Origin of the sequence: Mesorhizobium newzealandense (genome assembly GCF_042682145.1) — a bacterium.
GTDB classification, from domain to species: Bacteria; Pseudomonadota; Alphaproteobacteria; order Rhizobiales; family Rhizobiaceae; genus Mesorhizobium; species Mesorhizobium newzealandense.
This window is the reverse complement of record NZ_JBHUGZ010000023.1, coordinates 219084-242792: the sequence shown is the minus strand read 5'-3', so window position 1 is coordinate 242792 and position 23709 is coordinate 219084. Positions and strand designations below refer to the sequence as shown.

Genomic DNA, 23709 nt, shown 5'->3' with positions numbered 1-23709 from the left:
CTCTCAGCACTCCACGACATTGACGGCAAGCCCGCCAAGGCTGGTTTCCTTGTACTTTTCGTTCATGTCGAGGCCGGTCTGGCGCATGGTCTCGATCGCCGCGTCGAGCGGCACGAAATGGATGCCGTCGCCCTTTATCGCCAGTGACGCAGCCGTCACCGCCTTGACGGCGCCCAGCGCATTGCGCTCGATGCACGGCACCTGGACCAGTCCGCCGACCGGATCACAGGTCATGCCGAGATGGTGTTCGAGCGCGATCTCGGCGGCGTTTTCGACCTGTTCGGGCGTGCCCCCCATGACGGCGCACAGACCGGCCGCGGCCATCGCCGATGCGGAGCCGACCTCACCCTGGCAGCCGACCTCGGCGCCGGAGATCGAGGCGTTCGTCTTGATGATGCCGCCGACTGCGGCTGCCGTCAGCAGGAAGTCGCGGATGCTCGGCTGATCGGCCTCGGGATGGAAATGCAGCCAGTAGCGCAGCACCGCCGGCAATGTGCCGGCAGCACCGTTGGTCGGCGCGGTGACGACGCGCCCGCCTGCGGCGTTCTCCTCGTTGACGGCCATGGCGTAGATCGACAGCCAGTCATTGGCGAGCAAGGGATTGGGCTTGTTCTGCTGCCACTGCTCCTGCAGCTTGTCGTGCAGCATGCGCGCGCGCCGGCGCACCTTCAGCCCGCCCGGCATGATCCCATCCTGCGACAGGCCGCGGTCGATGCAGCCCTTCATGGCGCTCCAGATGCCGTCGAGGCCGGCGTCGAGTTCCTCGCGCGACATCTGCGTTTCCTCGTTGACGCGCTTCATGTCGGCGATGGAAAGCCCGCTTTTGCCGGCCATTGCCAGCATCTCGACCGCGTTCTTGAAGGGATAAGGCACTTTCCTGCCTTCGGTCGTCACCGACCCCTTGGCCTTCATCCGCTGCAGCTCTTCTTCCGAAACGACGAAGCCGCCGCCGATCGAATAATAGATGCGCTTGAGCAGCAGGCGGTCGCTGGCATCATAGGCGTAGAACGCCATGCCGTTGGCGTGGCCGGTGAGCGGCGTCTTGCGGTCCAGCACCAGATCGGTGGCCGGGTCGAAACGATAGGAGGGGTGGCCGGGCGGCGAAATGCGCTTTTCCGCGGTGATGCGGCCGGCAATGCCATCGGCCTGATCGGGATCGACAGTCTGCGGTGTCAGGCCGGCAAGGCCGAGTATGACAGCACGATCCGAGCCATGACCAATGCCGGTATAGGCGAGCGAGCCATGCAGGCTGGCGGCGAGGCGGTCGACCTTGACGCCTGCCGGGCGCGGCCAGTCATTTCCCGCCACCTCCTCGAGAAACCGCGCTGCGGCCGTCATCGGCCCCATCGTGTGCGAACTCGAGGGGCCGATGCCGATCTTGAACAGGTCGAAAACCGAAAGGAACACGCGGCGTTGTCTCCTGGAGTCACGTCGAGGACTACATATAGGAATTCCCAGGATGTTTCCGCTCTTTTGGCAATCGCGGCGCAGCGCCAGCCGACCTTGTTTGCTCCGGCAGCGACATTGGTTGTCGATCGCTCTTTGCCGGGCATCGAAGCGATCACACTGAATGTGATAAATTCAGACTATGGGCGAATCCCTCGATCTTTCGACAGTCGATCTCGCGGCGCTGGCTTTCTTCCTCGTCGCGTGGCTGCTGCACACCCTTGCCTCCGACGGCAAGCTCATTAGCCGCATATCGCTGACGACGGCGATGAATGCGCAGCGGCAAGCCTGGATGCGCACCATGGCCGAGCGCGAGATCCGCATCGTCGACACCGCCATCATGAGCGGGTTGCAACAGGGAACCGCCTTCTTCGCCTCCAGTTCGCTGATCGCGATCGGCGGCTGCTTTGCCTTGCTCGGTGCGTCCGACCGGGTTCTTGAAGTGCTCAGCGACCTGCCCCTGGGCGGCGCCCCGTCGCGAGCGGCCTTTCAGATAAAGGTGTTCGGACTGGTGCTGATCCTGGCGTTTTCGTTCTTCAAATTCGGCTGGGCGTACCGGCTGTTCAACTATTGCACGATCCTGATCGGCGCCGTGCCGATCCCGCACGGCGAAGCCTCGCGCAATCCGGTCACCGAAACAGCGGTCTGGCGTGCGGCGCAGATGAACATGCTTGCGGGAAAGCATTTCAATTCCGGCCTGCGCGGCGTGTTCTTCTCGATCGGCTATCTCGGCTGGTTCGTCGACCCCATGGTGTTCGTGCTGTCGACACTGTTGCTGCTGGCCGTGCTGGTGCGGCGCCAGTTCTTCTCGGCGGCCAGACAGGCGGTAATCGGTCAGCCGCCGGGCGCGGGAAAAGGCTGATCGATCCGGCCCGACAGCCAGTAGGCGAAAAGCCCGATCCATTCACGGATGGCCATGGTAGTGGCCTGCAGCGAATCGGCTGGATTGTCGCGGAACAGGCCGATGCCTTCCCGCCCCGTGGTGCGATAGTCGACCGGCCAGGGAATTGTTGCAAAGCCGGCCTTGTCGAACAGCGCCTTGGCGCGCGGCATATGGAAGGCCGAGGTCACCAGCAGCCAGGTCTCGCCGGACTTCGGTGTCACCAGCTCCTTGGTGAAGACGGCATTCTCATAGGTGTTTCGGGACTTGTTTTCGAGGATCAGGCGATCGGCCGTCACACCAAGCGCGGTGAGCAATCGCGGTGCCGTGGCGGCATCACCTTCGCCTTCGAGAAACAATTCGCCGGTGCCGCCGGAGACGACCACCTTGGCGGTTGGAAAGCGCCGGGCGAGTATCGCGGTCTCGACCATCCGATCGCCGCCGCTGTTCAGCTCATAGCCGCCGCGCACCAGGTTGATGGCACCTTCGAAGCCGCCGCCGAGCACGACGATGCCGTCGACCCTTTCCGGCAGCGGCGGGCGCGCAAAGCGCTCCTCCAGCGGGTTGAGCATCATCGCGCCGAGCGACGTCCATGCCGACAGCGCCAGGATCAAAAACGCCAGCACGCTGCCGGTGGCGGCAAGCCGCCGTCGGCCGAGCATTGCGGCGACCAATCCCGCTAGCAGCAGAAAAATCGTCAGGTTGAGCGGCTGGATGAAGAACCAGAAGACCTTGGAAAGATAGAAGAACATCGCTCACCCCCGTCGGACGAGCGACATCCCTACCACCACTTTTCCGGCTGGAATGTGCCGGCCGCCTGCTCGATGACGGCAGCGGTCTGGAACAGGGTTTCCTCGTCGAACGGCCGGCCGATCAGCTGCAGGCCGAGCGGCAGGCCCTTGGCGTCCAGCCCCGCCGGCACGGCGATGCCCGGCAGGCCGGCCATGTTCACGGTGACGGTGAAGATGTCGTTCAGATACATCTTCACCGGATCGGCCGCCATGTCCTCATCGGCGATGCCGAAAGCTGCGGATGGTGTTGCCGGGGTCAGGATGACGTCGACACCGGCTGCGAAGACATTCTCGAAGTCGCGCTTGATCAGATTGCGCACCTTCTGCGCCTGCAGATAGTAGGCGTCGTAATAGCCGGCCGACAGCACATAGGTGCCGATCATGATGCGGCGCTTGACCTCGCGGCCGAAACCGGCGGCGCGGGTCTTCTCATACATGTCGACAATGTCCTTGCCCGGCACGCGCAACCCGTAGCGGACGCCATCGTAGCGGGCGAGGTTGGATGAAGCCTCGGCGGGCGCCACGATATAATAGGCCGGCAGCGCGTATTTGGTGTGGGGCAGGGAAATGTCGACGATCTCGGCGCCGGCGTCCTTCAGCCAGGCAATGCCCTTCTGCCACAGCGCCTCGATCTCTTCGGGCATGCCATCGACGCGGTACTCCTTGGGAATGCCGACCTTCATGCCCTTGATCGGCTTGCCGATCGCCGCCTCGTAGTCCGGCACCGGCCGGTCGACCGAGGTCGTGTCCTTCGGGTCGACCGAAGCCATCGACTTCAACAGGATCGCGGCATCGCGCACGTCGCGGGCGATCGGCCCGGCCTGGTCGAGCGAAGAAGCGAAGGCGACGATGCCCCAGCGCGAGCAGCGGCCATAGGTCGGCTTGATGCCAACGGTGCCGGTGAAGGCGGCCGGCTGGCGGATCGAGCCGCCAGTGTCGGTCGCCGTGGCACCCGCGCACAGGAAGGCCGAGACAGCGGTTGCCGAACCGCCTGAAGAACCACCCGGCACCAGCTGCGCATTGTCCAGGCTGCGCGCGGTCCTGGTGCCGCCGGCCGATACGAAGCCGCCGTCACCCTGATGCGTTGTTGGCATCACCACCGTGTCGAGGCGTGAGCGCCGCCAGGGGTTGATGACCGGGCCGTAGTAGGACGTCTCGTTGGACGAGCCCATGGCGAATTCATCCATATTGAGCTTGCCCAGCATGACCGCGCCGTCGGCCCACAGATTGGTGGTAACGGTCGATTCGTAGCGCGGCTTGAACCCGTCGAGCACATGGCTGCAGGCCTGGGTATGGACGCCTTCGGTCCCGAACAGGTCCTTGATGCCGAGCGGGATACCTTCCAGTGCGCCGCCCTCGCCCTTGACGAGCCTGGCGTCGGAGGCCTTGGCCATGTCGCGCGCCTTGTCGCCGGTCACCGCGACATAGGCATTGAGCGCCGGATTGGCGCGATCGATGGCCGCGAGATAGGCCTCGGTGATCTCGGTCGCGGTGATTTCCTTGCCGCGAAGCTTGGCGCGGGCCTGCGAAATCGTCAGCTGGGTCAGGTCGCTCATCAAAGGCTCTTTTCGTAAAACACCGACCACTCGGAATCGGGATAATCCAGCACCGGGCCGCAGCGCGAAAACCCGGCGCGTTCGTAGACGGTCCACGCGGCGGGATGACGATCGCCCGTCTCCAGTACGAGACGCTTCAGCCCCTCGTTGCGCGCCAGCGCCTCGACCCGCTCGACGATCCCAGCGCCGATCTTGCGGCCGCGATGCGAAGGCCGCGTGTACATGCGCTTGACCTCGCCGATGGCGCCGTCATGGCGCTTCAGCGCGCCGCAGCCGATGGCCAGGCCGTCGTCGCGGGCGACGAAAACGGTCGTATCCTCACCGGCCATCTGCTCGACACTCAGGTGGTAGCAGTGCTCCGGCGGCGTCAGTTCCAGCAACGTCTCGTTGAGTTCGCGGACCAGTCCGCGCACGTCGTCCTGCAGCGGCGTTTCAATGGCGATCTCGATTGCCATCGGCGCGCTACTCCACGACCTTCGGCACGAGGAAGAAACTCTCTTCGGTCGCCGGCGCGTTGGCGACGATGTCGGCGGCCTTGTTGCCGTCGGTGACGACATCCCTGCGTTTCTTCATCTCCATCGGCGTCACCGAGGTCATCGGCTCGACGCCGGACACATCGACCTCGTTCAACTGCTCGACGAAGCCGAGGATGGCGTTAAGTTCGCCGGTCATGCGTTCGGCATCTTCTTCGCTCACCGCGATGCGGGCGAGACGCGCGACGCGCTTCACTGTCTGCAGGTCAACGGACATGTTTTTGCCTCGGGGAAAACCAGTTCGGGCTATAGCGGCGCCGCGCGCGGTGCGCAACATGCATCGTGCGAGAGACAGGCCGTGGTGCCGGCCGAGTCTCTCGGCGATCAGTCCACGGACAAGATGCTGTCTATGGCAGGGCAACGCCTTCGCACAGATAGTAACTGCCACTGTTGCCGCTCGCCTCGCTTTCGTCATCGGCGGGCCGGACCGAAACGAGATCAAGCTGCGTCGGGCTCACTTGCGTCACAGAGAGGACGTCGGGAAAGACGTAACCCGGCTCCTGGCATATGGCCGTCACCGCCCAGCTTGGTGAAGCGGTCGCCTTGCTGATCTGCAGAAACTCGCAATTGTATTCGCCCCCCTGCAGGCCGTGCGCCGAAAGCACGATGCTTCCGGCGTCGATCAGCGTCTGCAGCGTGGCCTTCCTGGCCTGCGTGCAAAGCTCTTCGGACTGAAGGTAGACGCCTTCGATGAAATCATCCGCAGCAAGCGCCGGCGACGCCGCGACCAACATGGATACGCAAAGAGATTGCCTCAAAGCCATGGTTTCATTCCGTTTTAGCCGCCTCTAGATCGTAATCGTCTCGCCGATCTTCGGCAATGCCACCTTCACATCCGATCCTTCCAGCCCGGCCTCGAATTTCTCGGCGGTCGGATCGATCATCGGAAAAGTGCCGAAGTGGCAGGGAACCACGGTGTCGAACTTGAAGAAACGGCGGCAGGCGAGCGCGGCCACCGCACCGCCCATGGTGAAGCGGTCGCCGATCGGCACGATGCCGATCTTCGGTTCATGCAACTCGTTGATCAGCGCCATGTCGGAAAAGATGTCGGTATCGCCCATGTGGTAGAGCGTCCGGTCTTCCGGGAAGTGCAGGACGAGGCCGCCGGGATTACCGAGATAGGTGTTCTGGCCGCCATCGCCCGGAAACGACGATGAGTGCAGCGCCTGGACAAATGTGGTGGTGAAACCGCCGCAATCGACGGTGCCGCCGATGTTGCCCGGATTGATCTTCTTGTCGCTGACGCCCTTGCCGACCAGGTACATGCAGATCTCGAAATTGGCGACCAGCTGGGCGCCGCTTTTGCCGAGCACTTCCACCGCGCCGCTGATGTGGTCGCTGTGACCATGCGTCAGCAGCACATGCGTGATTCCTTCAGCCGGCCCTTCCCAGCCACCCGTCCAGGACGGATTGCCGATCAGATAGGGATCGATGAGGATCTTGGCATCGGCGGTTTCGATGCGAAAAGCCGAGTGGCCGTACCAGGTCAATTTCATGAATGCTTTCCTCGATTTTTGCCTTGCCAAAGGATAGAACGCCAATGGCTCTGAGATCAAAGGGTTACAGTGTCCGTCGCGCGTTTGGCAAAACACGAGGCGTTGAAGGGTAAAGGGCAGACATTGGGCATTATCGCGATCGAGGAATTGCCGGCGCGGCTTGCCGGCGGCAAGACGTTGGCAGGACTTGACCTCGGCGACAAGACGATCGGCGTCGCGGTCTCGGACCAGAGGTTTTCCTTCGCCCATCCGCGCCCCGTCATCATGCGAAAGAAATTCTCGCTCGATGCTGCCATCCTGCTGGCCTTGCTGCAGAAGGAGAATGCCGGCGCGGTGGTGATCGGACTGCCGATCAACATGGATGGTTCGGAAGGGCCGCGCGCGCAGAAATCGCGCGCCTTTATCCGCAACATGGCGCAGATCAGCGACCTGCCCTTCGTGCTCTGGGATGAAAGACTATCGACGGTGGCGGCCGAAAGGACGCTGATCGAGATGGATTTCTCGCGCCGCAAACGCGCCGGCAAGATCGATTCGGCGGCAGCCGCGTTTATTCTGCAGGGAGTTTTGGACCGGCTTCAGTCACTCCACGCATCCGCTCGAACGGAACCGGACCCGCCGAGCGCTGCTTGATCCAGCCGGCGATTTCGCGACGGCGGCGAAACGCCCACAGCGCCATCAGCAGAAACCCGTCGAAGACGCAGGCCTTGGCCACCATGCCGGGGATGGTCACCGGATCGATCCCGAGCATCTGGCCATAGAGTTGGAAGACGAAATCGTGCAGCTGCCGGCTCAGCATGACATAACCGAAGTTCATGTCGTTGAGCGACAGGTAGAACCAACCCCAGAACAGCGCCATCGGGGCGGCCCACAATGCGAAGATATAGCGCATCAGCGGCCTCCCTTGGGGTTCGAGCCTGTCCGGCCCGATATGAGTGAAAGCAGCGAATTGTGGGCCGCGGCCTTTGCCATGCCATGCGCGACGGCGTGGATCTCGCCCTCACCCGGAGCAGCCGCCGCAACCGCGGAACGCCGCTCGGCAAGCATGGCGACATAGGACGCCAGAAGTGCCGCCAGTTGCACGGCGACAACCATGAACAGCCCGTTGATGCCTTGTGCGGCGCCACCGATGACGATCAGCGACAGCACGCCGGACGCGGAGATGAAAGCGATGCGGGCAACGCTGTCGGCACCCTCGCTGGTTGCGTCATTGATCAGGGTTTCGACAAAGGCCCAGAAGAAAAGCACCGCGACGACCAGCAACGCGATGGCGAGCGGCGCCACGACGATGACGTTGTCGAGGTCGATGAAGCGAGTGCCCTCGATGGTGGCGCCCAACACTCCCAGCGCCGCAGCAACACCGCGGTTTCCGTCGATGCAGATGAGCGCAAGCAGGGCGAAAACGATCGCCCAGTGCAAGGCCAGAAAAGAGGTCAGTACGTGTCGCATCGGCATTCCTGCTTCGCAAAGCTAGAAATGGCCAATTTGAACCATTCCCTGCTCTCGTCAGGACAGTGGGCTTTGCCGCCCGTCACCGCAACGGAAACCATTTGTTAAGGTTAACGGCGATTAGTGATGCGCATGAGGAGGCTCGCCTGCGCCCCAAACTGATGAATGGCGCCGGTTTTTGCGCAACGCTCGCGGCTTAGTTCACGGGCGGATAGAGCGTATCGATGATCATGCGCGCGTCGTGGCGCGAATCGAGCATGCCATACGTGTTGCGCCACTGGCCGGCCAATCGCGTCTCGACAAAGGCGTCGGCGATCCGCCCTGCCCCCAGCCGGCGCAGTTCCGCCGCCGCAGCAGACAGAGCCAGCTGTTCGGTGAGCAGCCGGGCCGAGCCTTCGTCGGTTGCGGCAACCTGCATTGCCGCCTTCAGCACGCCGATCGTGCCGCGTCCGCCGGCGCCGAGGTCGCGGTCGATGCCGGCCAGCACGTCCTCGAACAGACCAGGCGCGCGGCCAAGCACGCGCAGCACGTCGAGTGCCATGACATTGCCCGAGCCTTCCCAGATCGCATTGACCGGGGCCTCGCGATAGTAGCGGGCAAGCGGCGCCTCCTCGACATAGCCGTTACCGCCGAGGCACTCCATCGCCTCGTAAAGCAACGGCGGCGCGATCTTGCAGACCCAGTATTTGACGACCGGCGTCATGGCGCGGGCGAATGCCGCCTCGCCGCGATCGCTCGCCGCCTCGTCGAACGACCGCGCCAGCCGGAACGACAGCGCGGTTGCGGCGGCGACATCGAGCGCCATGTCGGCCAGCACACGCTGCATCAGTGGCTGCTCGATCAGGGTGGTGCCGAACACCTGTCGATGGCGGGCGTGATGAACGGCCTCGGCGAGACCGGCGCGCATGACCGCCGACGACGCCACCGCACAGTCGAGCCGGGTCAAGGTCACCATGTCCATGATCGTCTTCACGCCGGCACCCGGTTCGCCGACCATCTCGCCGATGGCGTTGACGAATTCCACCTCGGAGGACGCGTTGGAACGGTTGCCGAGCTTGTCTTTCAACCGCTGAAAGCGGAAGCCGTTGCCCGAGCCGTCGCCGAGAACACGAGGCACGAGGAAGCAGGACAGTCCTTCCGGCGCCTGTGCGAGCACCAGGAACGCATCCGACATCGGCGCCGACATGAACCATTTGTGCCCGGTCAGGCGATAGAACCCGCTGCCGGCGCGTTCCGCCCTTGTCACATTGGCGCGCACATCCGTGCCGCCCTGCTTCTCGGTCATGCCCATGCCGAGCGTCAGCCCGGTCTTCTCCACCGGTGGCTTCTGGCTCTGATCGTATTTGCGCGTCGTCACGCGCGGCGCCCATTCGCGAAAAAGCTTCGGGCTGGCCATCAAGGCGGCGAGCGAGGCGTTGGTCATGGTGATCGGGCACAGATGCCCGGTCTCGAGCTCAGCCGTCAGATAGAACCGGGCCGAGCGGACCTGATGGCGGCGGCCGATCTCGGCGTCGCCGTTTTCCCACACCGAGGAATGCAGCCCGTTGGCCACCGAGCGGCGCATCAAGGCATGATAGGCGGGATGGAACTCGACCAAATCGATGCGCCGTCCCTGGCGATCATGCGTCCTGAGCTTCGGCGTCTCGACATTGGCGAGACGGGCCAATTCCTGCGCCTCGTGCGTCAGCACGAACCGGCCGAGGCCGTCGAGGTCCTTGCGCACCGGATCGGAAAAGCGCTCGGCAAGCTGGATCAGCAACGGATCGCCCCGCCAGGCGTTGCCGCCCGTCAGCGGCGGCGGCTGGTTCGTCACGTCGTCGGTCACGCCCAATCCTTTATCGGTAGAAAGGCCCTTGTCGTCAGAAAGCCACGAATCCGAGGCCATCGGCGGTTTATAGCCCAAGCCATGCAACCCGCGCGATGAAAATACCGGGGAGAACGGCTCCAATGCAAAGCTGGCGCTTGCAGCCGCAAAATCTCCACCCTATAGCAGCGCCTTGAGATGACCGACGCTTCGTCCCTGCCACTCTATCCTCACCGCCATCTTCTGGGCATCCGCGACCTTTCCCCCGCCGACATAGAGCTGTTGCTCGACCGGGCGGATCGGGCGGTCGCGATCTCGCGGCAGTCCGAGAAGAAAACCTCGACGCTGCGCGGCCGCACCCAGATCAACCTCTTCTATGAAGCTTCGACGCGGACGCAGTCGTCGTTCGAGCTGGCCGGAAAACGGCTCGGTGCCGACGTCATGAACATGTCGGTGGCAAGTTCTTCGGTGAAGAAGGGCGAGACGCTCATCGACACGGCGATGACGCTGAACGCCATGCGGCCCGATATCTTGATCATCCGCCACCAGTCGGCGGGCGCAGCGGCACTTCTTGCCCAGAAAGTCGGCTGCTCGGTGGTCAATGCCGGCGACGGCGCGCATGAGCACCCGACACAGGCGCTGCTCGACGCGCTGACCATCCGCCGCGCCAAGGGCCCGCTGTCGAAGCTGATCGTGGCGATCTGCGGCGACATCCTGCACTCGCGCGTGGCGCGCTCCAACATCATGCTGCTCAACGCGCTCGGCGCGCAGGTACGGGTCGTCGCCCCGTCGACGTTGCTGCCGTCGGGCATCGAGAAGATGGGTGTCATTGTCACCCGCTCGATGGCTGAAGGCCTCAAGGGCGCCGATGTGGTGATGATGCTTCGTCTGCAGCGCGAGCGCATGGAAGGCGCGTTCGTGCCTTCGGTGCGCGAATATTTCCGCTATTTCGGCCTCGATGCCGAAAAACTGAAGGCGGCCAAGGACGACGCGCTGGTGATGCATCCCGGCCCGATGAACCGCGGTGTCGAGATCGCCTCGGAAATCGCCGATGGTCCGCAAAGCGTCATCCAGGAACAGGTCGAAATGGGCGTTGCCGTGCGCATGGCGGTGATGGAAGCGCTGCTCGACCCGCGCCGCAACCATGAGGGCCGCGGCGCATGAGCACGACCGTCTTCGAGCGTGCTCGCATCGTCGACCCGTCGCGCGGCATCGACGAAGTCGGCTCCGTCATCGTCGATGGCCGCAAGATCGTTGCCGCCGGCAAGGCGGCGCTGAACCAGGGCGCGCCCGAGGGTGCGACCGTCATCGACTGCGCCGGCAGGGCGATCATTCCAGGCCTGATCGATGGCCGCGTCTTCATCGGCGAGCCGGGCGGCGAGCATCGCGAAACCATCGCTTCGGCGAGTGTCGCGGCGGCGGCCGGCGGCGTCACCTCCATCGTCATGATGCCCGACACCGACCCGGTGATCGACAATGTGGCGCTGGTCGAGTTCGTGCTGCGCACCGCCAAGGACACGGCAAGCGTCAACGTCTTTCCGGCGGCGGCGATCACCAAGGGCCTCGAGGGGCGCGAGATGACCGAGTTCGGCCTGCTGCGCGAGGCTGGCGCCGTTGCCTTCACCGATGGCCGTCACACCATATCAAGCGCGCTGGTGATGCGCCGCGCGCTGACCTATGCGCGCGACTTCGGCGCCACCATCGTGCATGAAACGCAGGACGCTGACCTCGGCTCGTCCGGTGTCATGAACGAAGGCCTGTACGCCAGCTGGCTTGGCCTCTCCGGCATTCCGCGTGAAGCCGAATCCATCCCGCTGGAGCGCGACCTTGCGCTGGCGCGGCTGACATGCGGTTCGTATCATGCGGCCAAGATCTCGACGTCGATGGCGGCAAACGCCGTGACGCGGGCGAAAGCCGACGGCGCAACGGTGACATCAGGCGTGGCGATCCACAATCTGTCGCTCAATGAAAACGATGTCGGCGAATACCGCACCTTCTTCCGTCTGACGCCGCCGTTGCGCGCCGAGGAAGACCGGCTGGCGATGATCGAGGCGGTCAGGGACGGTACGATCGATATCATCGTCTCGTCGCATGATCCGCAGGATGTCGACACCAAGCGCCTACCCTTTGCCGACGCGGCGGCCGGCGCCATCGGGCTCGAAACCCTGCTGGGTGCAGCGTTGCGGCTCTACCACAATGGCGACGTGCCATTGCTCAGGCTGATTGAGACACTATCGACTGCGCCGGCAAGACTGTTCGGCCTGCCCGGCGGCACGCTGAAGCCAGGCGCGATGGCCGATCTTGCACTGATCGATCTGAACGAACCCTGGATCGTCGCCGAAAGCGGCATTCGTTCGCGCTCGAAAAACACCTGTTTCGAAGGCGCGCGCCTGCAGGGCAAGGTCTTGCAAACGCTGGTGGCGGGCCGCACAGTGTTCTCAATCTAAGACGGTGATCGCGCACCGCGCCTGATCTGGCCTGTCTGGGGAAACGGGGGGAAACAATGACTTACAGCCTCATCCCAGCGCTGGTGTTCGGCTATCTCCTGGGCTCGATTCCATTCGGGCTGCTGCTGACGCGCGCCGCCGGCCTTGGCGATGTGCGCAAGATTGGCTCCGGCAATATCGGCGCCACCAATGTTCTGCGCACCGGCAACAAGGGGCTTGCCGCCGCGACGCTGCTGCTCGATGCGCTCAAGGGTACGGCCGCCGTGTTGATTGCCGGGCATTTCGCACCCGAAATGGCGATCTGGGCCGGTCTTGGCGCCTTTCTCGGCCATCTCTTTCCGGCATGGCTGGGGTTCAAGGGCGGCAAGGGTGTTGCCACCTATCTCGGCGTGCTGATCGGCCTGGCCTGGCAGGTGGCGCTGATCTTCGCCGTCGTCTGGCTGGTGATGGCATTCCTCTTCCGCTATTCCTCGCTGGCAGCCCTGACAGCGGCTGTCATCGTGCCGGTCGCCCTCTACGTCCTGGGCACACCGCAGATTGCCGCCCTGTTCGTGGCGATGAGCGTCATTGTCTTCATCAAGCATCGGGAAAACATTTCGCGCCTGCTTGCCGGCACCGAGGGCAAGATCGGAGCCAAGGGGTGAGCGATCGCCCCACCGGGGTGAGCGAACCTGCCGCCGGGCCGCGCCTCAGCGACCGGCAGCGGCTGAGCTGGCTGCGGCTGATCCGCACCCAGAATGTCGGCCCCGCCTCCTTCCGCGACCTGATCAATCGCTTCGGTTCGGCCGAGGTGGCGCTGGAGATACTTCCGGAATTGATGATTTCGGGCGGCGCCAATCGCATTGCCCGCATCCCTTCCGTTGCCGAAATCGAGGCCGAATTGGAGACAGCCCGAAAGGCTGGCGCGCGCTTTGTCGGCATCGGCGAACCCGACTATCCGCCGCTGTTGCGCAGCATGGACAATCCGCCGCCGCTGTTGGCGGTCAAGGGCAACGCCGCCGTGTTCAGACTGCCGGGGGTCGCCATCGTCGGCGCGCGCAACGCATCGCTGGCCGGCATCAAGATGGCGCGCATGCTGGCGGCCGACCTTGGCCGCGACGGCTATGGCATCGTCTCGGGGCTGGCGCGCGGAATCGACACGGCGGCGCATCAGGGCAGTCTGTTGACCGGCACGATCGGTGTGCTGGCCGGAGGCCTCGACCTGCCCTACCCGCCTGAAAATGCCGGCCTGTGCGAGGACATTGCCGAGCGCGGCGCCGTGATTTCGGAAATGCCCTTCGGCTGGCAGCCGCGCGCCGAGGACTTTCCGCGCCGCAACCGCCTTGTCGCGGGCGCAGCCCTTGGGCTGGTGGTGGTCGAGGCAGCGCAACGTTCGGGCTCGCTGATCAGCGCCAGGCTTGCCGGGGAGATGGGACGGCTGGTCTTCGCCGTGCCCGGCTCCCCGCTCGATCCGCGCGCCGCCGGCACCAACGGCCTGCTCAAAGACGGCGCCACGCTGGTGACGGAAGCGGCCGACATTTCCAACGCCATTGCGCCACTGACGGGTATGCGGGCGCCGGATGTGCCGCCGTTTCAAGACCCGCCCGATTTCTCGGCCACACCGCCACCCGGCGAAAGCGACCGCGCCAGCGTCATCGAGGCGCTCGGCCCGACGCCAGTGTCGGTCGACGAGATCATCCGGCACACCGGCCTGCATCCGGCCCAGGTGTTCATGGTGCTGCTGGAACTTGACCTCGCCGGCCGGCTCGAGCGCCATGCCGGCGGTCATGTTTCGCTGGTGTTCGAAGGTTCCTGAGGGGCCGCGTCGATCCCTGATCCATTCGACACTCGTCACCGCCGCATGCAGGCAGCTCTATACAAGGTCCAGCATATTTGGATTACCGCGCTCACGCCTGAAACGATCGGCCCATTCGAGACTGATTGAGTCGCGCTGTTGCTGGATCGCGATGCTGATGGAATCTGGGCTGCGCGGGAGCGTCACACCCATCATGTCGGCGACTTGACGGACAGCACCCCGTGGATTCGCCGCCACCGTCTCGTAGTCGAGCCTGAGAGGGCAAATCCCGGTCCGGGCAAAGAACATCTCCCAACGCGCCGTTTCCCGGACCAGCGCATCAAGTTGCCGCTGAATCAACTCGGCATCGAAAACCGCCTCTTGGCTCACCGGTTGAGTCGACCGGAACTGACCGGTCTGGAGGGCTCTCGCCCAGGATATTGCCTGACCGAGAAGGTCCCGCCTTGAAAGAAAGATGAACCGAAGATTCGGAAGCGCGTCGAACCAGCCTATTTCGCTTGAAATCCAATCATGCTGGTGAGCGAATATTTTCAGGCCGTATATATGGTTGGGCGTGGCCCCGACGGTCAGAATTTTCTCGACCTGCCCGGCCACATCTTCAGGAAAGTTGGGATCGTCGAAAAATCGGCGCCCCCTCCAATTGAAATACTCAAGCGGGTGTCCGAGCACACCGGTGCCACTGAGATGCAGTCCCAGGAAGTTGCTGCCAGATCTCGGCGATGTGCAAATTGAGTAGCCGCGTACGTCGTCGGACACCTTCAGCCTCGCCCGCGAGCCCGAAGAAACATTTTTCTCATGAACAGCGGGATCATGCCGTTGTAGAGTCGTTTGCTCTCGTTGACGAAATTTGAAAGGCTCGAAAGCTCCTCGTCAATTCGATGCAATGCAGCCTGGCTATCGTGGGCCACGCGGTTGAGCGAAGCGGAGCTATCGACGACAGAGTTTGAAAGGCCGGATAGCTGCTCTTCAAGCCGATGCAATCTGGCCTGACTGTCATGGGCTACCCTGTCGAGCGAAGCGGAGACATCAAGGATCGGACCAGTTTTTGCAATTTCGGGTCCAATGGCTTTGACCTGCTCGCCAAGCTCCATCAACGATGCGGCATTGCTTTCCAGCGTTTTTGTGTTTGATCGCAGCAATTCCACAAGCGCAGCCTGGTCTGGCGAAGTCTGCCATCCGTGCATCTCCTTCACGATGGCGGCCCATCTGCGCGACGGATGCGACACGCCGATTTCCTCGATCCAGCACGCTGTGGCCAGTGACCGTTCGTCAGCGGTCGTGTCCGTATCGGCCGCAATGGCCTCGTTGTAGACCCTGAGATGCTCTTGAACGAAGTGCGGGATACCAGCCACTTCACGAAAATAGGCCGAAACCTTCGCGGCATCGTCGGCATCGAACCGCGAGATCGCTTCCATCAGATTCTCGGCGGTGACCGGCTTGGTCAGAAGACCAACCCCAAGGTTCATTTGCCGCCATGCCTTCATGTTTGCCGTATCCAGCAGGCCGGCGATGCCACGCGCGTCGCAGACGACGACCGAGCACCCCACGGCGGCGGCTTCAATGGCCATGCGGGCTGTTGCAAACACTATGTCGTATTCGAGCAAATCCCTTTCGAGTTGATGGGAAAAAGCGTCCCGTAGCCGGACCCAACTCATCCAGGTGAACGTTGCTTTTCGAGCAGGCTTCGCGCACGGCCTGCTGGTGGTCGAAATTCTTGGTCAGCAGCAGCCCTCTGGCGGGTCGGGTAGGCAGCGGCAGGCGGGGCTTGAAACGGTCAAGGTCGACCGCGTTGTAGATGAGGTCCAACCTGTCCGCCGGTACACCGCGTGACAGGCATTTGGCCTTGCACGCCTCGTCGACCGCGATCCAGCGGCGTATCTGCGGATGAAGCATGGGAGCTTCGACCTCGAAGAATGCGCTGTGGCAGGAAAACACGGCTGGCACATCGGGAAACCGCGCCAGCGCCGTCAGGCAAGGCGTCAAATGCTGGCCATGGATGATGTCGGGCTTTTCGACGATCTCCGCAATCCGGTCGACCACATGATGTCCGCGGCGGCGCATTCTGTCGGCCATATCGCCAAGAGTTGGAGCCAGCACCATGGTTTGATGACCGGCGCCGCGAAGCCCGTCGGCCAGCAATTCGACAACGGCTTCGGTGCCGCTGTTCTGCGACACGAACAGATTGGTAATGAGAACCCGCAAAATGCCGCCTCCTGCCTGTTTCACAATCTCCGCATTGGCGGCGAGGATAACAGGTGCTAGGCAGCGTTCTTAGTTTGAAGACATCGACCAGACAAGTTTGTGCAAAAATGACCGGCGCCTGTCCCAATATTAGGGAAGCCTTTGACGCCCGGTCGCCTTAGATACAATCAAAACGCGGACGTATGCCGAAAACCTGGATTGGAGCCGTTGCTTGTCCGAAAAGTTGCAGCATGTGCTGATCCTTGCACATCCAGGGCATGAGCTCAGGATTAATCACTGGCTTGAGCTCAAGAAACCCCGAATCTACCTTTTGACGGATGGCTCAGGCGGTCGCCACTCTGCCCGAACCCAATATTCTCGCGACGTGGTGGAGGCTGCTGGCGCAACCGCGGGGGCGGTGTTCGGCGATATCCCGGACGCTGCCTGGTATAAAGCGCTGTTGACTGGGGACAGTGGCATCTTTGCCGACGTGCTGACGAGAATCAGTGTCGATGTGTCTGATATGCAGGACGTGCAAGTCGTCTCGGACGCGGTCGATGGCTACAATCCGATGCACGATCTGGCCTACGCATTCGGCAATGCTCTCAACAGGCTTCTGCAAGGCACAAAGCCCGGGCGCAAGCAGCTTTGCTCCGCCGCGGTTCCCAATGTGTCGGGGGTTGTCGAGGTAGAAATTCAACTGGATCCGGCTGCTCGCGCCAGAAAGATGGCTGCGGTCAAAGCCTACACGCCATTGGCGGATGAAGCCCGTCAGATTTTGGATCGGGATCCGCAGTGCTTCGACAGGGAACGTCTCATCTCGCAGCTCTTTGACTGGGATGTGCCCTGGACGCCGGAGTGGGAGCGAATCGGCAAAGAGCGCGTGGCGAACAAACTTTACGACAGATGCATCACCTACAGGGAAAATGTGCAGCCGGTGGCCCGGCAGCTCATGTCGGAAAGCGACCGAAACCACGCGTCGCGTAAAGTCGGGCGCCTGCTTTCTAGGGCCTAGCCACGAGATCTCGACCTATACCTGCGCCGATTGTGAAACGATGGTGAGGGCGATGGGATCGAGCTCATCACTTACTCACCACTATCGCGATGGACGGGATTCTGAGGTTCTAGCGGTCTTGCAAACCGCCCGCCTCGGCAATCGCATCGCCAGTCAACTTTTCGCGCTCGCCTCTTGGGCGGGCTGCACGCTCCTGCGGGGCTCGAAAAAGCAGATCCGGCTAAGGGGCGGTGTGCGAACCCCTCATTGCAAAAAAATTTGGCCAGCCTGATTTACAACTGACATGTTAGTGAGATATCACTGCCAGCGAACTTCTTTTCGGAGACTTGCCGGTGACATCACGCTTTGGCCTTTCAGCTGCCCTTACCACGCCTTTTGATGCCTCCGGGCAGATCGCCATCTCCCCCATGGTCGCCCAGGCCAAGAGCTGTCTGGCCGAGGGATGCGGTAGCGTGACGCTTTTCGGCACCACGGGCGAAGGCGCTTCGGTGGGTGCCGTGGAGCGGCGGGCGGTGACCGAAGCCATGCTGGCCGCCGGGATTCTGCCGCATCAGCTTGTTGCCGGCGTGCTGGTCGATGCAGCCGAAGACGCCGCCGAACAGGCCCGGCATGCGTTGCAACACGGCGCCCGCAACATTCTCCTCGCGCCGCCGAGCTACTTCAAGAATGTCGGTGAAGATGGTCTTTTCGGCTGGTTTTCCGCTGTCTTTGCCGCGCTTGGTCCCCTCGCCCGTGGCGTGCTCCTCTACAACATTCCCTCGGTCACGATGGTGCAACTCTCGCTTGGCCTGATCGGCCGGTTGCGCACGGCCTTTCCGGACGTGGTCGCCGGCGTCAAGGATTCCGGTGGAGACTGGGACCACAGCGCGGCACTGCTCGGGGCTCATCGTGATCTGGTGATCCTGATCGGTGACGAGCGGCATCTGGCACGAGCGGTGCGAATTGGTGCTCAAGGCGCAATCTCCGGCATGGCCAATTTCGCAACGAGCGAGGTTCGCGCCATGGCCGATGGACGCGACGATGCCCGCGTCGAGACCTTCGTGCTCGAATTGCTCAAATATCCGGTCACGCCAGCGGTGAAGGTCATGGTGGCGCGCAAGACCGGCGACGAGCGCTGGCTGGCGGTCCGTCCGCCGCTGGAGCCGATCGCTTCGCAGGGGCAACAGCAGCTTGCAGCCGCCTATGACAGGCTGTTTGCAACGGAAGCGGCCTGACCGGCAAAGGAAGCGCGCTGAAATGGAAGACGGCAGCGAACCGACCACCCTCAGGGAAAAAGCCTATGCCAGCTTCACGCGGCATTTGCTGGCCCGCGACCTGCTGCCGGGCCAGTTCGTGTCGCAACGCGAACTGGTTGCCTTCACCGGATTGCCGCTCGGTGCCATTCGCGAAATCGTGCCGCGTCTCGAGGCCGAAGGACTTCTGACGACGATCCCGCAGCGCGGCATGCAGATCGCCCATATCGACATCAGCCTGATCCGCGAGGCTTTTCAGTTCCGCCTGTTCATGGAGCGCGAAGCGGTGGCGCTGTTCACCGCCAGCGCTTCCGATGACGAACTTGCTCGCCTGCGGCGCGAGCATGAGGAGATGCTCGCGCAAGCCCTGTCGCAGGCGCCGACGCCCGAAATGGAAGCCAGGGCCCAGAACATCGACTGGGCGATGCACGACACCTTCATCGATGCGCTGGGCAACGAGATCATCGCCAAGGCCTATCTGGTCAACTCGGTGAAGATCCGGCTGATCCATCAGGAGCGCTTCCGCATCGACGGGCGCGTCGTGCCGGTCATGCGCGAGCACCTCGCGGTCATCGAAGCCATGGAGAGCCGCGAGCCGCAGAAAGCGGTCGAGGCGATCAGCCTGCATATCGACAAGGCGCGCCGGCTGGCGCTGCAAATCTGAGGAAGCATGAGCCGCGCCGCGGTCGCGGCGCAATCCACAACGACAGCAACCGGGAGGAAGAAATGTCGTCCAATCTGTTCAACCCAACCAGGAGGCAACTCCTCCAGGGAACCGCGGCACTTGCCGCCGCCGGACTTGCAGGCGTTCGCCCGGGCTTTGCCGCCGGTGTCGACTGGAAACGCTTTGCCGGTACGACACTCGACGTCAATCTGGTCAAAAGCCCCCGCAGTGACACCCTTATAAAATATCTCGCCGAGTTCGAGGAACTGACTGGGATCAAGGTCAATGCCGAGGCAACGCCCGAACAGCAGCAGCGCCAGAAGACGGTGATCGAGCTGAGCTCCGGCAAGCCGAGCTTCGACGTCGTGCATCTGAGCTACCACGTCCAGAAGCGGCAGTTCGAAAAAGGCGGCTGGCTGGCCGACATCGCCGGCTATCTCGCCGACCCCACGCTGACCGATCCGGGGCTGGTCGAAAGCGATTTCGCCGATGCCGGCATGCTGTTCGCCAAGGACGGCAAGGGCGTGCTGCGCTCGCTGCCTTTCTCGGTCGATTACTGGATCCTCTACTGGAACAAGGAGCTGTTCGAGGCCAAGGGCCTGAAATATCCGGAGACGTTCGAGCAGTTGGTGGCCGCCGCCGAAGCGCTGACGGACCCCTCGACCAACACCTACGGTTTCGTCGCCCGCGGCATCAAGAACGCCAACACGCCGGTGTGGACGTCACTCATGCTCGGCTACGACATGACGCCACTCGACGGCCAGGGCAAGCTGCGCACGGAATCGCCCGAGGCGATCGAGGCCGCCGGCCTCTACCAGCGGCTGATGACCAAGTCCGCGCCTCCAGGCGTCACCGGCTTCAATTGGGCCGAAGCGCAGTCCGCCTTCCTGCAAGGCAAGATCGGCATGTGGTTCGACGGCGTGGGCTTTGCCCCGCCGATGGAAAATCCGGAAAAGTCGCGGGTGGTCGGCAAGGTCGGCTACGGCGTCATGCCCAAGGGGCCCAAGGCGCACGCCGCGGGCACCTTTGGCGACGGCATCGGCGTGACGGCCGCCAGCGAGAAGAAGGAGGCCGCCTATCTGTTCTGTCAGTGGGCAGTGTCGCCGGCCATGGGCGCACGCTTGCTGCAGGCAGGCGCCGGCGTACCGTTCCGCAAATCGGTGCTTGAAGATCCAAAGGTACGCGAAGGCGTCACCATGCCGGCAAGCTGGCTCGATGCGGTGGTCGGCTCCGGCAATGTCAGCCGGCTGTCGCTGCCGGTCATCATCCCGGTCACCGAGTTCCGTGACATCTATGGTGTCGCTCTGACCAACATGATCGCCGGTGCTGATCCGGCACAAGAGCTGAAGAAAGCCACCGAACAATTCCAGCCGGTCCTCGACAGGAGCGAGCAAGGCTGATGTCCGCCACCACCCCAGAACGCACCGGGGTGACGACGCAAGCCATCGAAGGGAGCCAGGCGATCCGGCTGGCTCCCAACTATTGGCCCTTCGTCATTCCGGCGCTCATCGTCGTCGGCGCCGTGATCGTCTTTCCCTGGGCCTTCACACTGTGGATGAGCGTCAACCGCTGGACGCTCGGCCAGTCGCGAAGCTTTGCCGGGATGGAGAATTATCTGCGGCTGGCTGTCGACCAACGCTTCTGGGAATCGCTTTTTCATACCTTGACCTACACCTTCCTCTCGGTTGCCGCGCCGATGATCCTCGGCACCGTCGCCGCCCTGATCTTCGACGCCAGGTTCCCGCTGCGCGGCCTGTTGCGCGGCGTCTTCGTGATGCCGATGATGGCAACGCCGGTCGCCGTGGCGCTGGTCTGGACGATGATGTTCCATCCCCAGCTCGGCGTCCTCAACTACCTTCTGTCGCTGGTCGGCATCCCGCCGCAGGAATGGATCTTCAACGCCAACACGGTCATCCCTTCGCTGGTTGCGGTCGAGACGTGGCAGTGGACGCCGCTGGTGATGCTGATCGTGCTGGGCGGCCTGGCGTCCGTGCCGCGCGAGCCGTTCGAGAGCGCCGAAATCGACGGCGCCAATGCCTGGCAGCAATTCCGCTACCTCACACTGCCGATGATCGCGCCGTTCCTGATGATCGCGGTCATAATCCGCACCATCGATGCGCTGAAGAGCTTCGACATTATCTACGCCATGACCCAGGGCGGCCCAGGCACGGCCTCGGAGACGATCAATATCTACCTCTACAACACCGCCTTCTCCTACTACGACATCGGCTATGGCTCGGCCATGGCTGTGGTTTTCTTCATCGTCATCATCGCCCTGTCCTTCATCCTGCTGATGTTGCGCCAGCGCTCCCAGTGGATCGGCGTGGAGGGCAAATAGATGAGTTCACGGCTGCTCAACCAGATCGGGCTGTTTTTCGCGGCTCTGGTCTTTGTCTCGCCGGCGATCCTGTTCTTCCTCTGGATGATCTCGCTGTCGCTGAAATTCGAGATCGACAACGGCGCCTATCCGCCGATCCTGATCCCCGAACACCTCGCCTGGTCGAACTATGCAAAGGTTTTCGAGGAGAACAATTTCCTGCTCTATCTCTGGAATTCAGTTCTGGTGACAGGCACGGCGACGCTGCTGGCGCTGCTGATCGGTGTGCCGGCCGGCTATGGCATCGCACGGCTCAAGGCCGAACGGTCGGCGGTCGTCATCATGATCGCCCGCATGACACCGGGACTTTCCTATCTCATCCCGCTGTTCCTGCTGTTCCAATGGGTCGGGATTCTCGGCACGCTATGGCCGCAGATCATCATCCATCTGGTGGTGACCGTGCCAATCGTGGTCTGGGTGATGATAGGCTATTTCGAGACCACGCCTATGGAGCTGGAAGAGGCGGCCAACATCGATGGCGCCAGCTCCTGGCAGGTGTTCCGGCTGGTCGCGTTGCCCATCGCCAAGCCGGGGATCGTCGTCGCCTTCATCCTGTCGGTCATCTTCTCATGGAACAATTTCGTCTTCGGCGTGGTGCTCGCCAGCCGTGAGACGCGCACGCTGCCGGTCGCCGTCTACAACATGCTCTCCTACGAGCAGGTGAGCTGGGGGCCGCTCGCCGCCGCGGCACTTGTGGTGACGTTGCCGGTGCTGGTTCTGACCATGTTCGCACAAAGGCAGATCGTCGCGGGACTGACCGCCGGCGCCGTCAAGGGCGGCTGAGGCACGGTCCGACATCACACTCTTTTCGAGGAAACCCCAATGGCATCGGTCACAATCAACAACGTGCAGAAGGCCTTCGGAGCCAGCAAGATCATTCACGACGTCAGCGTCGATATCGCAGATGGCGAGTTCGTCATCCTGGTCGGCCCGTCGGGCTGCGGAAAGTCGACGCTGCTGCGCATGATCGCCGGACTTGAAACGATCTCGGGCGGCAAAATCGCCATTGGCGACCGCATCGTCAACAATCTGCGGGCACGGGACCGGAACATCGCCATGGTGTTCCAGAACTACGCGCTCTATCCGCATATGACGGTGGCCGACAATATGGGCTTTGCCCTGAAGATCAAGAAAGCCGATCCGGCCGACACCGCCAGCCGCGTCGGCAGGGCCGCCGGCATTCTCGGCCTGGACAAGCTGCTTGACCGCTACCCTCGCCAGCTTTCCGGCGGCCAGCGCCAGCGCGTCGCCATGGGCCGTGCGATCGTGCGCGACCCGCAGGTTTTTCTGTTCGATGAACCGCTGTCCAATCTCGACGCCAAATTGCGCGTCCAGATGCGCGGTGAAATCAAGGCGCTGCACCAGCCGCTGGGCACCACCACCATCTATGTCACGCATGACCAGATCGAGGCCATGACCATGGCCGACAAGATCGTCGTGCTGCACGACGGTCTTGTCGAGCAGATCGGCGCGCCGCTCGACCTTTACGACCACCCGGCCAATCTCTTCGTTGCCGGCTTCATCGGCTCGCCCGCCATGAACTTCATTGCCGGCCGTATCGAGGAAGGCGTGTTCCGCAGCACCAGCGGACTGACGCTGCCTTTACCGGAAGGCATCCACCCGGCGCATGCTTCAGGGGGCGACCTGGTCTACGGTATCCGCCCGGAACATATCCGTGCGACGGCCCAGGGCATCCCAGGCAAGATCACGCTTCTGGAAGCGACGGGTTCGGAAATCTTTGCCAAGGTGGATTGTGGTGGCGAAGAGATCTCCTGCCTTTTCCGCGAGCGGCTTGTGCTGAAGCAGGGCGAGCAGGTGCGCATCGAGATCGACCGCGCCTGCGCTCATCTATTCGACGCCAAAACCGGTAGGCGACTGTAGGATTGGCCACGGGCTTGAATAAACCCGAAACAATGGTGAGCACGATGGGTTCGAACCATGATCTACTGATTAAAAGACCCTGGAAAACCGCACACCTAAGGCTTTCATCACTATGCACGCACTTTATGCCGCGATGCTGGTCGGCACCTGCACCACTGTAGCCAT

General features: G+C 62.8%; 26 protein-coding genes. 13 read left to right on the top strand and 13 right to left on the bottom strand.

Annotated features, from left to right (window positions below; genetic code table 11):
- Nucleotides 1–3: 3 nt before the first annotated feature.
- Nucleotides 4–1407 carry an L-serine ammonia-lyase gene (locus tag ACFSOZ_RS30955; RefSeq protein ID WP_379104385.1) on the bottom strand — a complete coding sequence of 468 codons (1404 nt, stop codon included), beginning with the start codon at nt 1405–1407 and terminating at the stop codon, nt 4–6.
- A 181-nt stretch (nt 1408–1588) separates the two neighbouring features.
- On the opposite strand from ACFSOZ_RS30955, the gene ACFSOZ_RS30950 reads away from it, so the two are divergent.
- Entirely contained in the window at nt 1589–2308 is a 720-nt protein-coding gene (locus ACFSOZ_RS30950) for a DUF599 domain-containing protein (protein ID WP_379104383.1), read from the top strand.
- Here ACFSOZ_RS30950 and ACFSOZ_RS30945 read toward each other — a convergent pair.
- From ACFSOZ_RS30945 to ACFSOZ_RS30920, 6 genes are all read right to left on the bottom strand, one after another.
- A complete protein-coding gene (locus tag ACFSOZ_RS30945; RefSeq protein ID WP_379104381.1) occupies nt 2281–3078 on the bottom strand; it encodes a YdcF family protein in 798 nt (265 codons plus the stop codon). The two genes, ACFSOZ_RS30950 and ACFSOZ_RS30945, sit on opposite strands and share 28 nt — an antisense overlap.
- 29 nt (nt 3079–3107) lie before the next feature.
- Nucleotides 3108–4673, bottom strand: a complete 1566-nt coding sequence (locus ACFSOZ_RS30940) for an amidase (protein WP_379104379.1) — start codon at nt 4671–4673, stop codon at nt 3108–3110.
- Nucleotides 4673–5128 (bottom strand): GNAT family N-acetyltransferase, encoded by a 456-nt coding sequence (locus ACFSOZ_RS30935; RefSeq protein ID WP_379104377.1) that lies wholly within the window; start codon nt 5126–5128, stop codon nt 4673–4675. Before ACFSOZ_RS30935 ends, ACFSOZ_RS30940 begins: the two co-directional genes overlap by 1 nt.
- A gap of 7 nt (nt 5129–5135) precedes the next feature.
- The gene (gatC, locus tag ACFSOZ_RS30930) at nt 5136–5423 is read right to left on the bottom strand and encodes an Asp-tRNA(Asn)/Glu-tRNA(Gln) amidotransferase subunit GatC (protein ID WP_379104375.1); all 288 of its coding nucleotides are present in this window, start codon (nt 5421–5423) and stop codon (nt 5136–5138) included.
- A gap of 130 nt (nt 5424–5553) precedes the next feature.
- Nucleotides 5554–5970 (bottom strand): hypothetical protein, encoded by a 417-nt coding sequence (locus ACFSOZ_RS30925; RefSeq protein WP_379104374.1) that lies wholly within the window; start codon nt 5968–5970, stop codon nt 5554–5556.
- A gap of 24 nt (nt 5971–5994) precedes the next feature.
- Nucleotides 5995–6702, bottom strand: a complete 708-nt coding sequence (locus tag ACFSOZ_RS30920; RefSeq protein ID WP_379104372.1) for a metal-dependent hydrolase — start codon at nt 6700–6702, stop codon at nt 5995–5997.
- Nucleotides 6703–6825: 123 nt separating this feature from the next.
- Here ACFSOZ_RS30920 and ruvX point away from each other — a divergent pair, with 123 nt between their 5' ends.
- Nucleotides 6826–7332, top strand: coding sequence for a Holliday junction resolvase RuvX (gene ruvX, locus ACFSOZ_RS30915; protein ID WP_379104370.1), 507 nt, complete (start codon nt 6826–6828; stop codon nt 7330–7332).
- Here the strand turns inward: ruvX and ACFSOZ_RS30910 are convergent.
- From ACFSOZ_RS30910 to ACFSOZ_RS30900, 3 genes are all read right to left on the bottom strand, one after another.
- Entirely contained in the window at nt 7250–7591 is a 342-nt protein-coding gene (locus tag ACFSOZ_RS30910; protein ID WP_379104368.1) for a DUF6105 family protein, read from the bottom strand. The genes ruvX and ACFSOZ_RS30910 overlap by 83 nt on opposite strands.
- Nucleotides 7591–8148 carry a hypothetical protein gene (locus ACFSOZ_RS30905; RefSeq protein ID WP_379104366.1) on the bottom strand — a complete coding sequence of 186 codons (558 nt, stop codon included), beginning with the start codon at nt 8146–8148 and terminating at the stop codon, nt 7591–7593. Before ACFSOZ_RS30905 ends, ACFSOZ_RS30910 begins: the two co-directional genes overlap by 1 nt.
- A gap of 196 nt (nt 8149–8344) precedes the next feature.
- Entirely contained in the window at nt 8345–9973 is a 1629-nt protein-coding gene (locus ACFSOZ_RS30900) for a DNA alkylation response protein (RefSeq protein ID WP_379104365.1), read from the bottom strand.
- Nucleotides 9974–10150: 177 nt separating this feature from the next.
- Between ACFSOZ_RS30900 and ACFSOZ_RS30895 the strand changes: the two genes are divergently transcribed.
- Genes ACFSOZ_RS30895 through dprA form a run of 4 tightly spaced genes read left to right on the top strand, consistent with a single transcriptional unit; the run spans nt 10151 to nt 14194 of the window.
- The gene (locus ACFSOZ_RS30895) at nt 10151–11116 is read left to right on the top strand and encodes an aspartate carbamoyltransferase catalytic subunit (RefSeq protein WP_379104363.1); all 966 of its coding nucleotides are present in this window, start codon (nt 10151–10153) and stop codon (nt 11114–11116) included.
- Nucleotides 11113–12399, top strand: a complete 1287-nt coding sequence (locus tag ACFSOZ_RS30890) for a dihydroorotase (RefSeq protein WP_379104361.1) — start codon at nt 11113–11115, stop codon at nt 12397–12399. Before ACFSOZ_RS30895 ends, ACFSOZ_RS30890 begins: the two co-directional genes overlap by 4 nt.
- A gap of 56 nt (nt 12400–12455) precedes the next feature.
- Nucleotides 12456–13043: a glycerol-3-phosphate 1-O-acyltransferase PlsY gene (plsY, locus tag ACFSOZ_RS30885; protein ID WP_379104358.1), complete on the top strand. Its 588-nt coding sequence runs from the start codon at nt 12456–12458 to the stop codon at nt 13041–13043.
- Nucleotides 13044–13060: 17 nt separating this feature from the next.
- Nucleotides 13061–14194, top strand: coding sequence for a DNA-processing protein DprA (gene dprA, locus ACFSOZ_RS30880; RefSeq protein ID WP_379104565.1), 1134 nt, complete (start codon nt 13061–13063; stop codon nt 14192–14194).
- Between the two features lie 57 nt (nt 14195–14251).
- Here the strand turns inward: dprA and ACFSOZ_RS30875 are convergent, their stop codons facing one another.
- The 3 genes from ACFSOZ_RS30875 to ACFSOZ_RS30865 are packed head-to-tail and all read right to left on the bottom strand — an operon-like array spanning nt 14252 to nt 16333.
- Nucleotides 14252–14950 carry a Stf0 family sulfotransferase gene (locus ACFSOZ_RS30875; protein WP_379104356.1) on the bottom strand — a complete coding sequence of 233 codons (699 nt, stop codon included), beginning with the start codon at nt 14948–14950 and terminating at the stop codon, nt 14252–14254.
- Between the two features lie 2 nt (nt 14951–14952).
- Nucleotides 14953–15762, bottom strand: a complete 810-nt coding sequence (locus ACFSOZ_RS30870) for a glycosyltransferase (RefSeq protein ID WP_379104355.1) — start codon at nt 15760–15762, stop codon at nt 14953–14955.
- Entirely contained in the window at nt 15752–16333 is a 582-nt protein-coding gene (locus ACFSOZ_RS30865) for a glycosyltransferase family 4 protein (RefSeq protein WP_379104353.1), read from the bottom strand. The genes ACFSOZ_RS30870 and ACFSOZ_RS30865 overlap by 11 nt, the downstream gene beginning before the upstream one ends.
- Before the next feature lie 274 nt (nt 16334–16607).
- On the opposite strand from ACFSOZ_RS30865, the gene ACFSOZ_RS30860 reads away from it, so the two are divergent.
- The 7 genes from ACFSOZ_RS30860 to ACFSOZ_RS30830 all read left to right on the top strand — a co-directional run bounded on the left by ACFSOZ_RS30860 (nt 16608) and on the right by ACFSOZ_RS30830 (nt 23544).
- On the top strand, nt 16608–17390 hold the full coding sequence (locus tag ACFSOZ_RS30860) for a hypothetical protein (RefSeq protein ID WP_379104351.1): 783 nt from the start codon (nt 16608–16610) through the stop codon (nt 17388–17390).
- 332 nt (nt 17391–17722) lie between these two features.
- A complete protein-coding gene (locus ACFSOZ_RS30855; RefSeq protein ID WP_379104349.1) occupies nt 17723–18604 on the top strand; it encodes a dihydrodipicolinate synthase family protein in 882 nt (293 codons plus the stop codon).
- Between the two features lie 22 nt (nt 18605–18626).
- Nucleotides 18627–19286: a GntR family transcriptional regulator gene (locus ACFSOZ_RS30850; RefSeq protein ID WP_379104346.1), complete on the top strand. Its 660-nt coding sequence runs from the start codon at nt 18627–18629 to the stop codon at nt 19284–19286.
- Between the two features lie 62 nt (nt 19287–19348).
- Entirely contained in the window at nt 19349–20686 is a 1338-nt protein-coding gene (locus ACFSOZ_RS30845) for an ABC transporter substrate-binding protein (RefSeq protein WP_379104344.1), read from the top strand.
- Entirely contained in the window at nt 20686–21624 is a 939-nt protein-coding gene (locus ACFSOZ_RS30840) for a carbohydrate ABC transporter permease (protein ID WP_379104342.1), read from the top strand. Before ACFSOZ_RS30845 ends, ACFSOZ_RS30840 begins: the two co-directional genes overlap by 1 nt.
- Entirely contained in the window at nt 21625–22446 is an 822-nt protein-coding gene (locus ACFSOZ_RS30835) for a carbohydrate ABC transporter permease (RefSeq protein WP_056587473.1), read from the top strand.
- Nucleotides 22447–22485: 39 nt separating this feature from the next.
- On the top strand, nt 22486–23544 hold the full coding sequence (locus ACFSOZ_RS30830) for an ABC transporter ATP-binding protein (protein WP_379104340.1): 1059 nt from the start codon (nt 22486–22488) through the stop codon (nt 23542–23544).
- Nucleotides 23545–23709 lie beyond the last annotated feature (165 nt).

Excerpts from the sequence above, each read along its gene's own strand:
- ACFSOZ_RS30905 (WP_379104366.1), bottom strand. The coding sequence starts at position 8,148 with ATGCGACACGTACTGACCTCTTTTCTGGCCTTGCACTGGGCGATCGTT.
- ACFSOZ_RS30935 (WP_379104377.1), bottom strand. The coding sequence starts at position 5,128 with ATGGCAATCGAGATCGCCATTGAAACGCCGCTGCAGGACGACGTGCGC.
- gatC (WP_379104375.1), bottom strand. The coding sequence starts at position 5,423 with ATGTCCGTTGACCTGCAGACAGTGAAGCGCGTCGCGCGTCTCGCCCGC.
- ACFSOZ_RS30910 (WP_379104368.1), bottom strand. The coding sequence starts at position 7,591 with ATGCGCTATATCTTCGCATTGTGGGCCGCCCCGATGGCGCTGTTCTGG.
- ACFSOZ_RS30895 (WP_379104363.1), top strand. The coding sequence starts at position 10,151 with ATGACCGACGCTTCGTCCCTGCCACTCTATCCTCACCGCCATCTTCTG.
- ACFSOZ_RS30950 (WP_379104383.1), top strand. The coding sequence starts at position 1,589 with ATGGGCGAATCCCTCGATCTTTCGACAGTCGATCTCGCGGCGCTGGCT.
- ACFSOZ_RS30925 (WP_379104374.1), bottom strand. The coding sequence starts at position 5,970 with ATGGCTTTGAGGCAATCTCTTTGCGTATCCATGTTGGTCGCGGCGTCG.
- ACFSOZ_RS30835 (WP_056587473.1), top strand. The coding sequence starts at position 21,625 with ATGAGTTCACGGCTGCTCAACCAGATCGGGCTGTTTTTCGCGGCTCTG.
- ACFSOZ_RS30840 (WP_379104342.1), top strand. The coding sequence starts at position 20,686 with ATGTCCGCCACCACCCCAGAACGCACCGGGGTGACGACGCAAGCCATC.
- ACFSOZ_RS30845 (WP_379104344.1), top strand. The coding sequence starts at position 19,349 with ATGTCGTCCAATCTGTTCAACCCAACCAGGAGGCAACTCCTCCAGGGA.
- ACFSOZ_RS30890 (WP_379104361.1), top strand. The coding sequence starts at position 11,113 with ATGAGCACGACCGTCTTCGAGCGTGCTCGCATCGTCGACCCGTCGCGC.
- ACFSOZ_RS30850 (WP_379104346.1), top strand. The coding sequence starts at position 18,627 with ATGGAAGACGGCAGCGAACCGACCACCCTCAGGGAAAAAGCCTATGCC.
- ACFSOZ_RS30945 (WP_379104381.1), bottom strand. The coding sequence starts at position 3,078 with ATGTTCTTCTATCTTTCCAAGGTCTTCTGGTTCTTCATCCAGCCGCTC.
- ACFSOZ_RS30830 (WP_379104340.1), top strand. The coding sequence starts at position 22,486 with ATGGCATCGGTCACAATCAACAACGTGCAGAAGGCCTTCGGAGCCAGC.
- ACFSOZ_RS30920 (WP_379104372.1), bottom strand. The coding sequence starts at position 6,702 with ATGAAATTGACCTGGTACGGCCACTCGGCTTTTCGCATCGAAACCGCC.
- ACFSOZ_RS30870 (WP_379104355.1), bottom strand. The coding sequence starts at position 15,762 with ATGGCCATTGAAGCCGCCGCCGTGGGGTGCTCGGTCGTCGTCTGCGAC.
- plsY (WP_379104358.1), top strand. The coding sequence starts at position 12,456 with ATGACTTACAGCCTCATCCCAGCGCTGGTGTTCGGCTATCTCCTGGGC.
- ACFSOZ_RS30940 (WP_379104379.1), bottom strand. The coding sequence starts at position 4,673 with ATGAGCGACCTGACCCAGCTGACGATTTCGCAGGCCCGCGCCAAGCTT.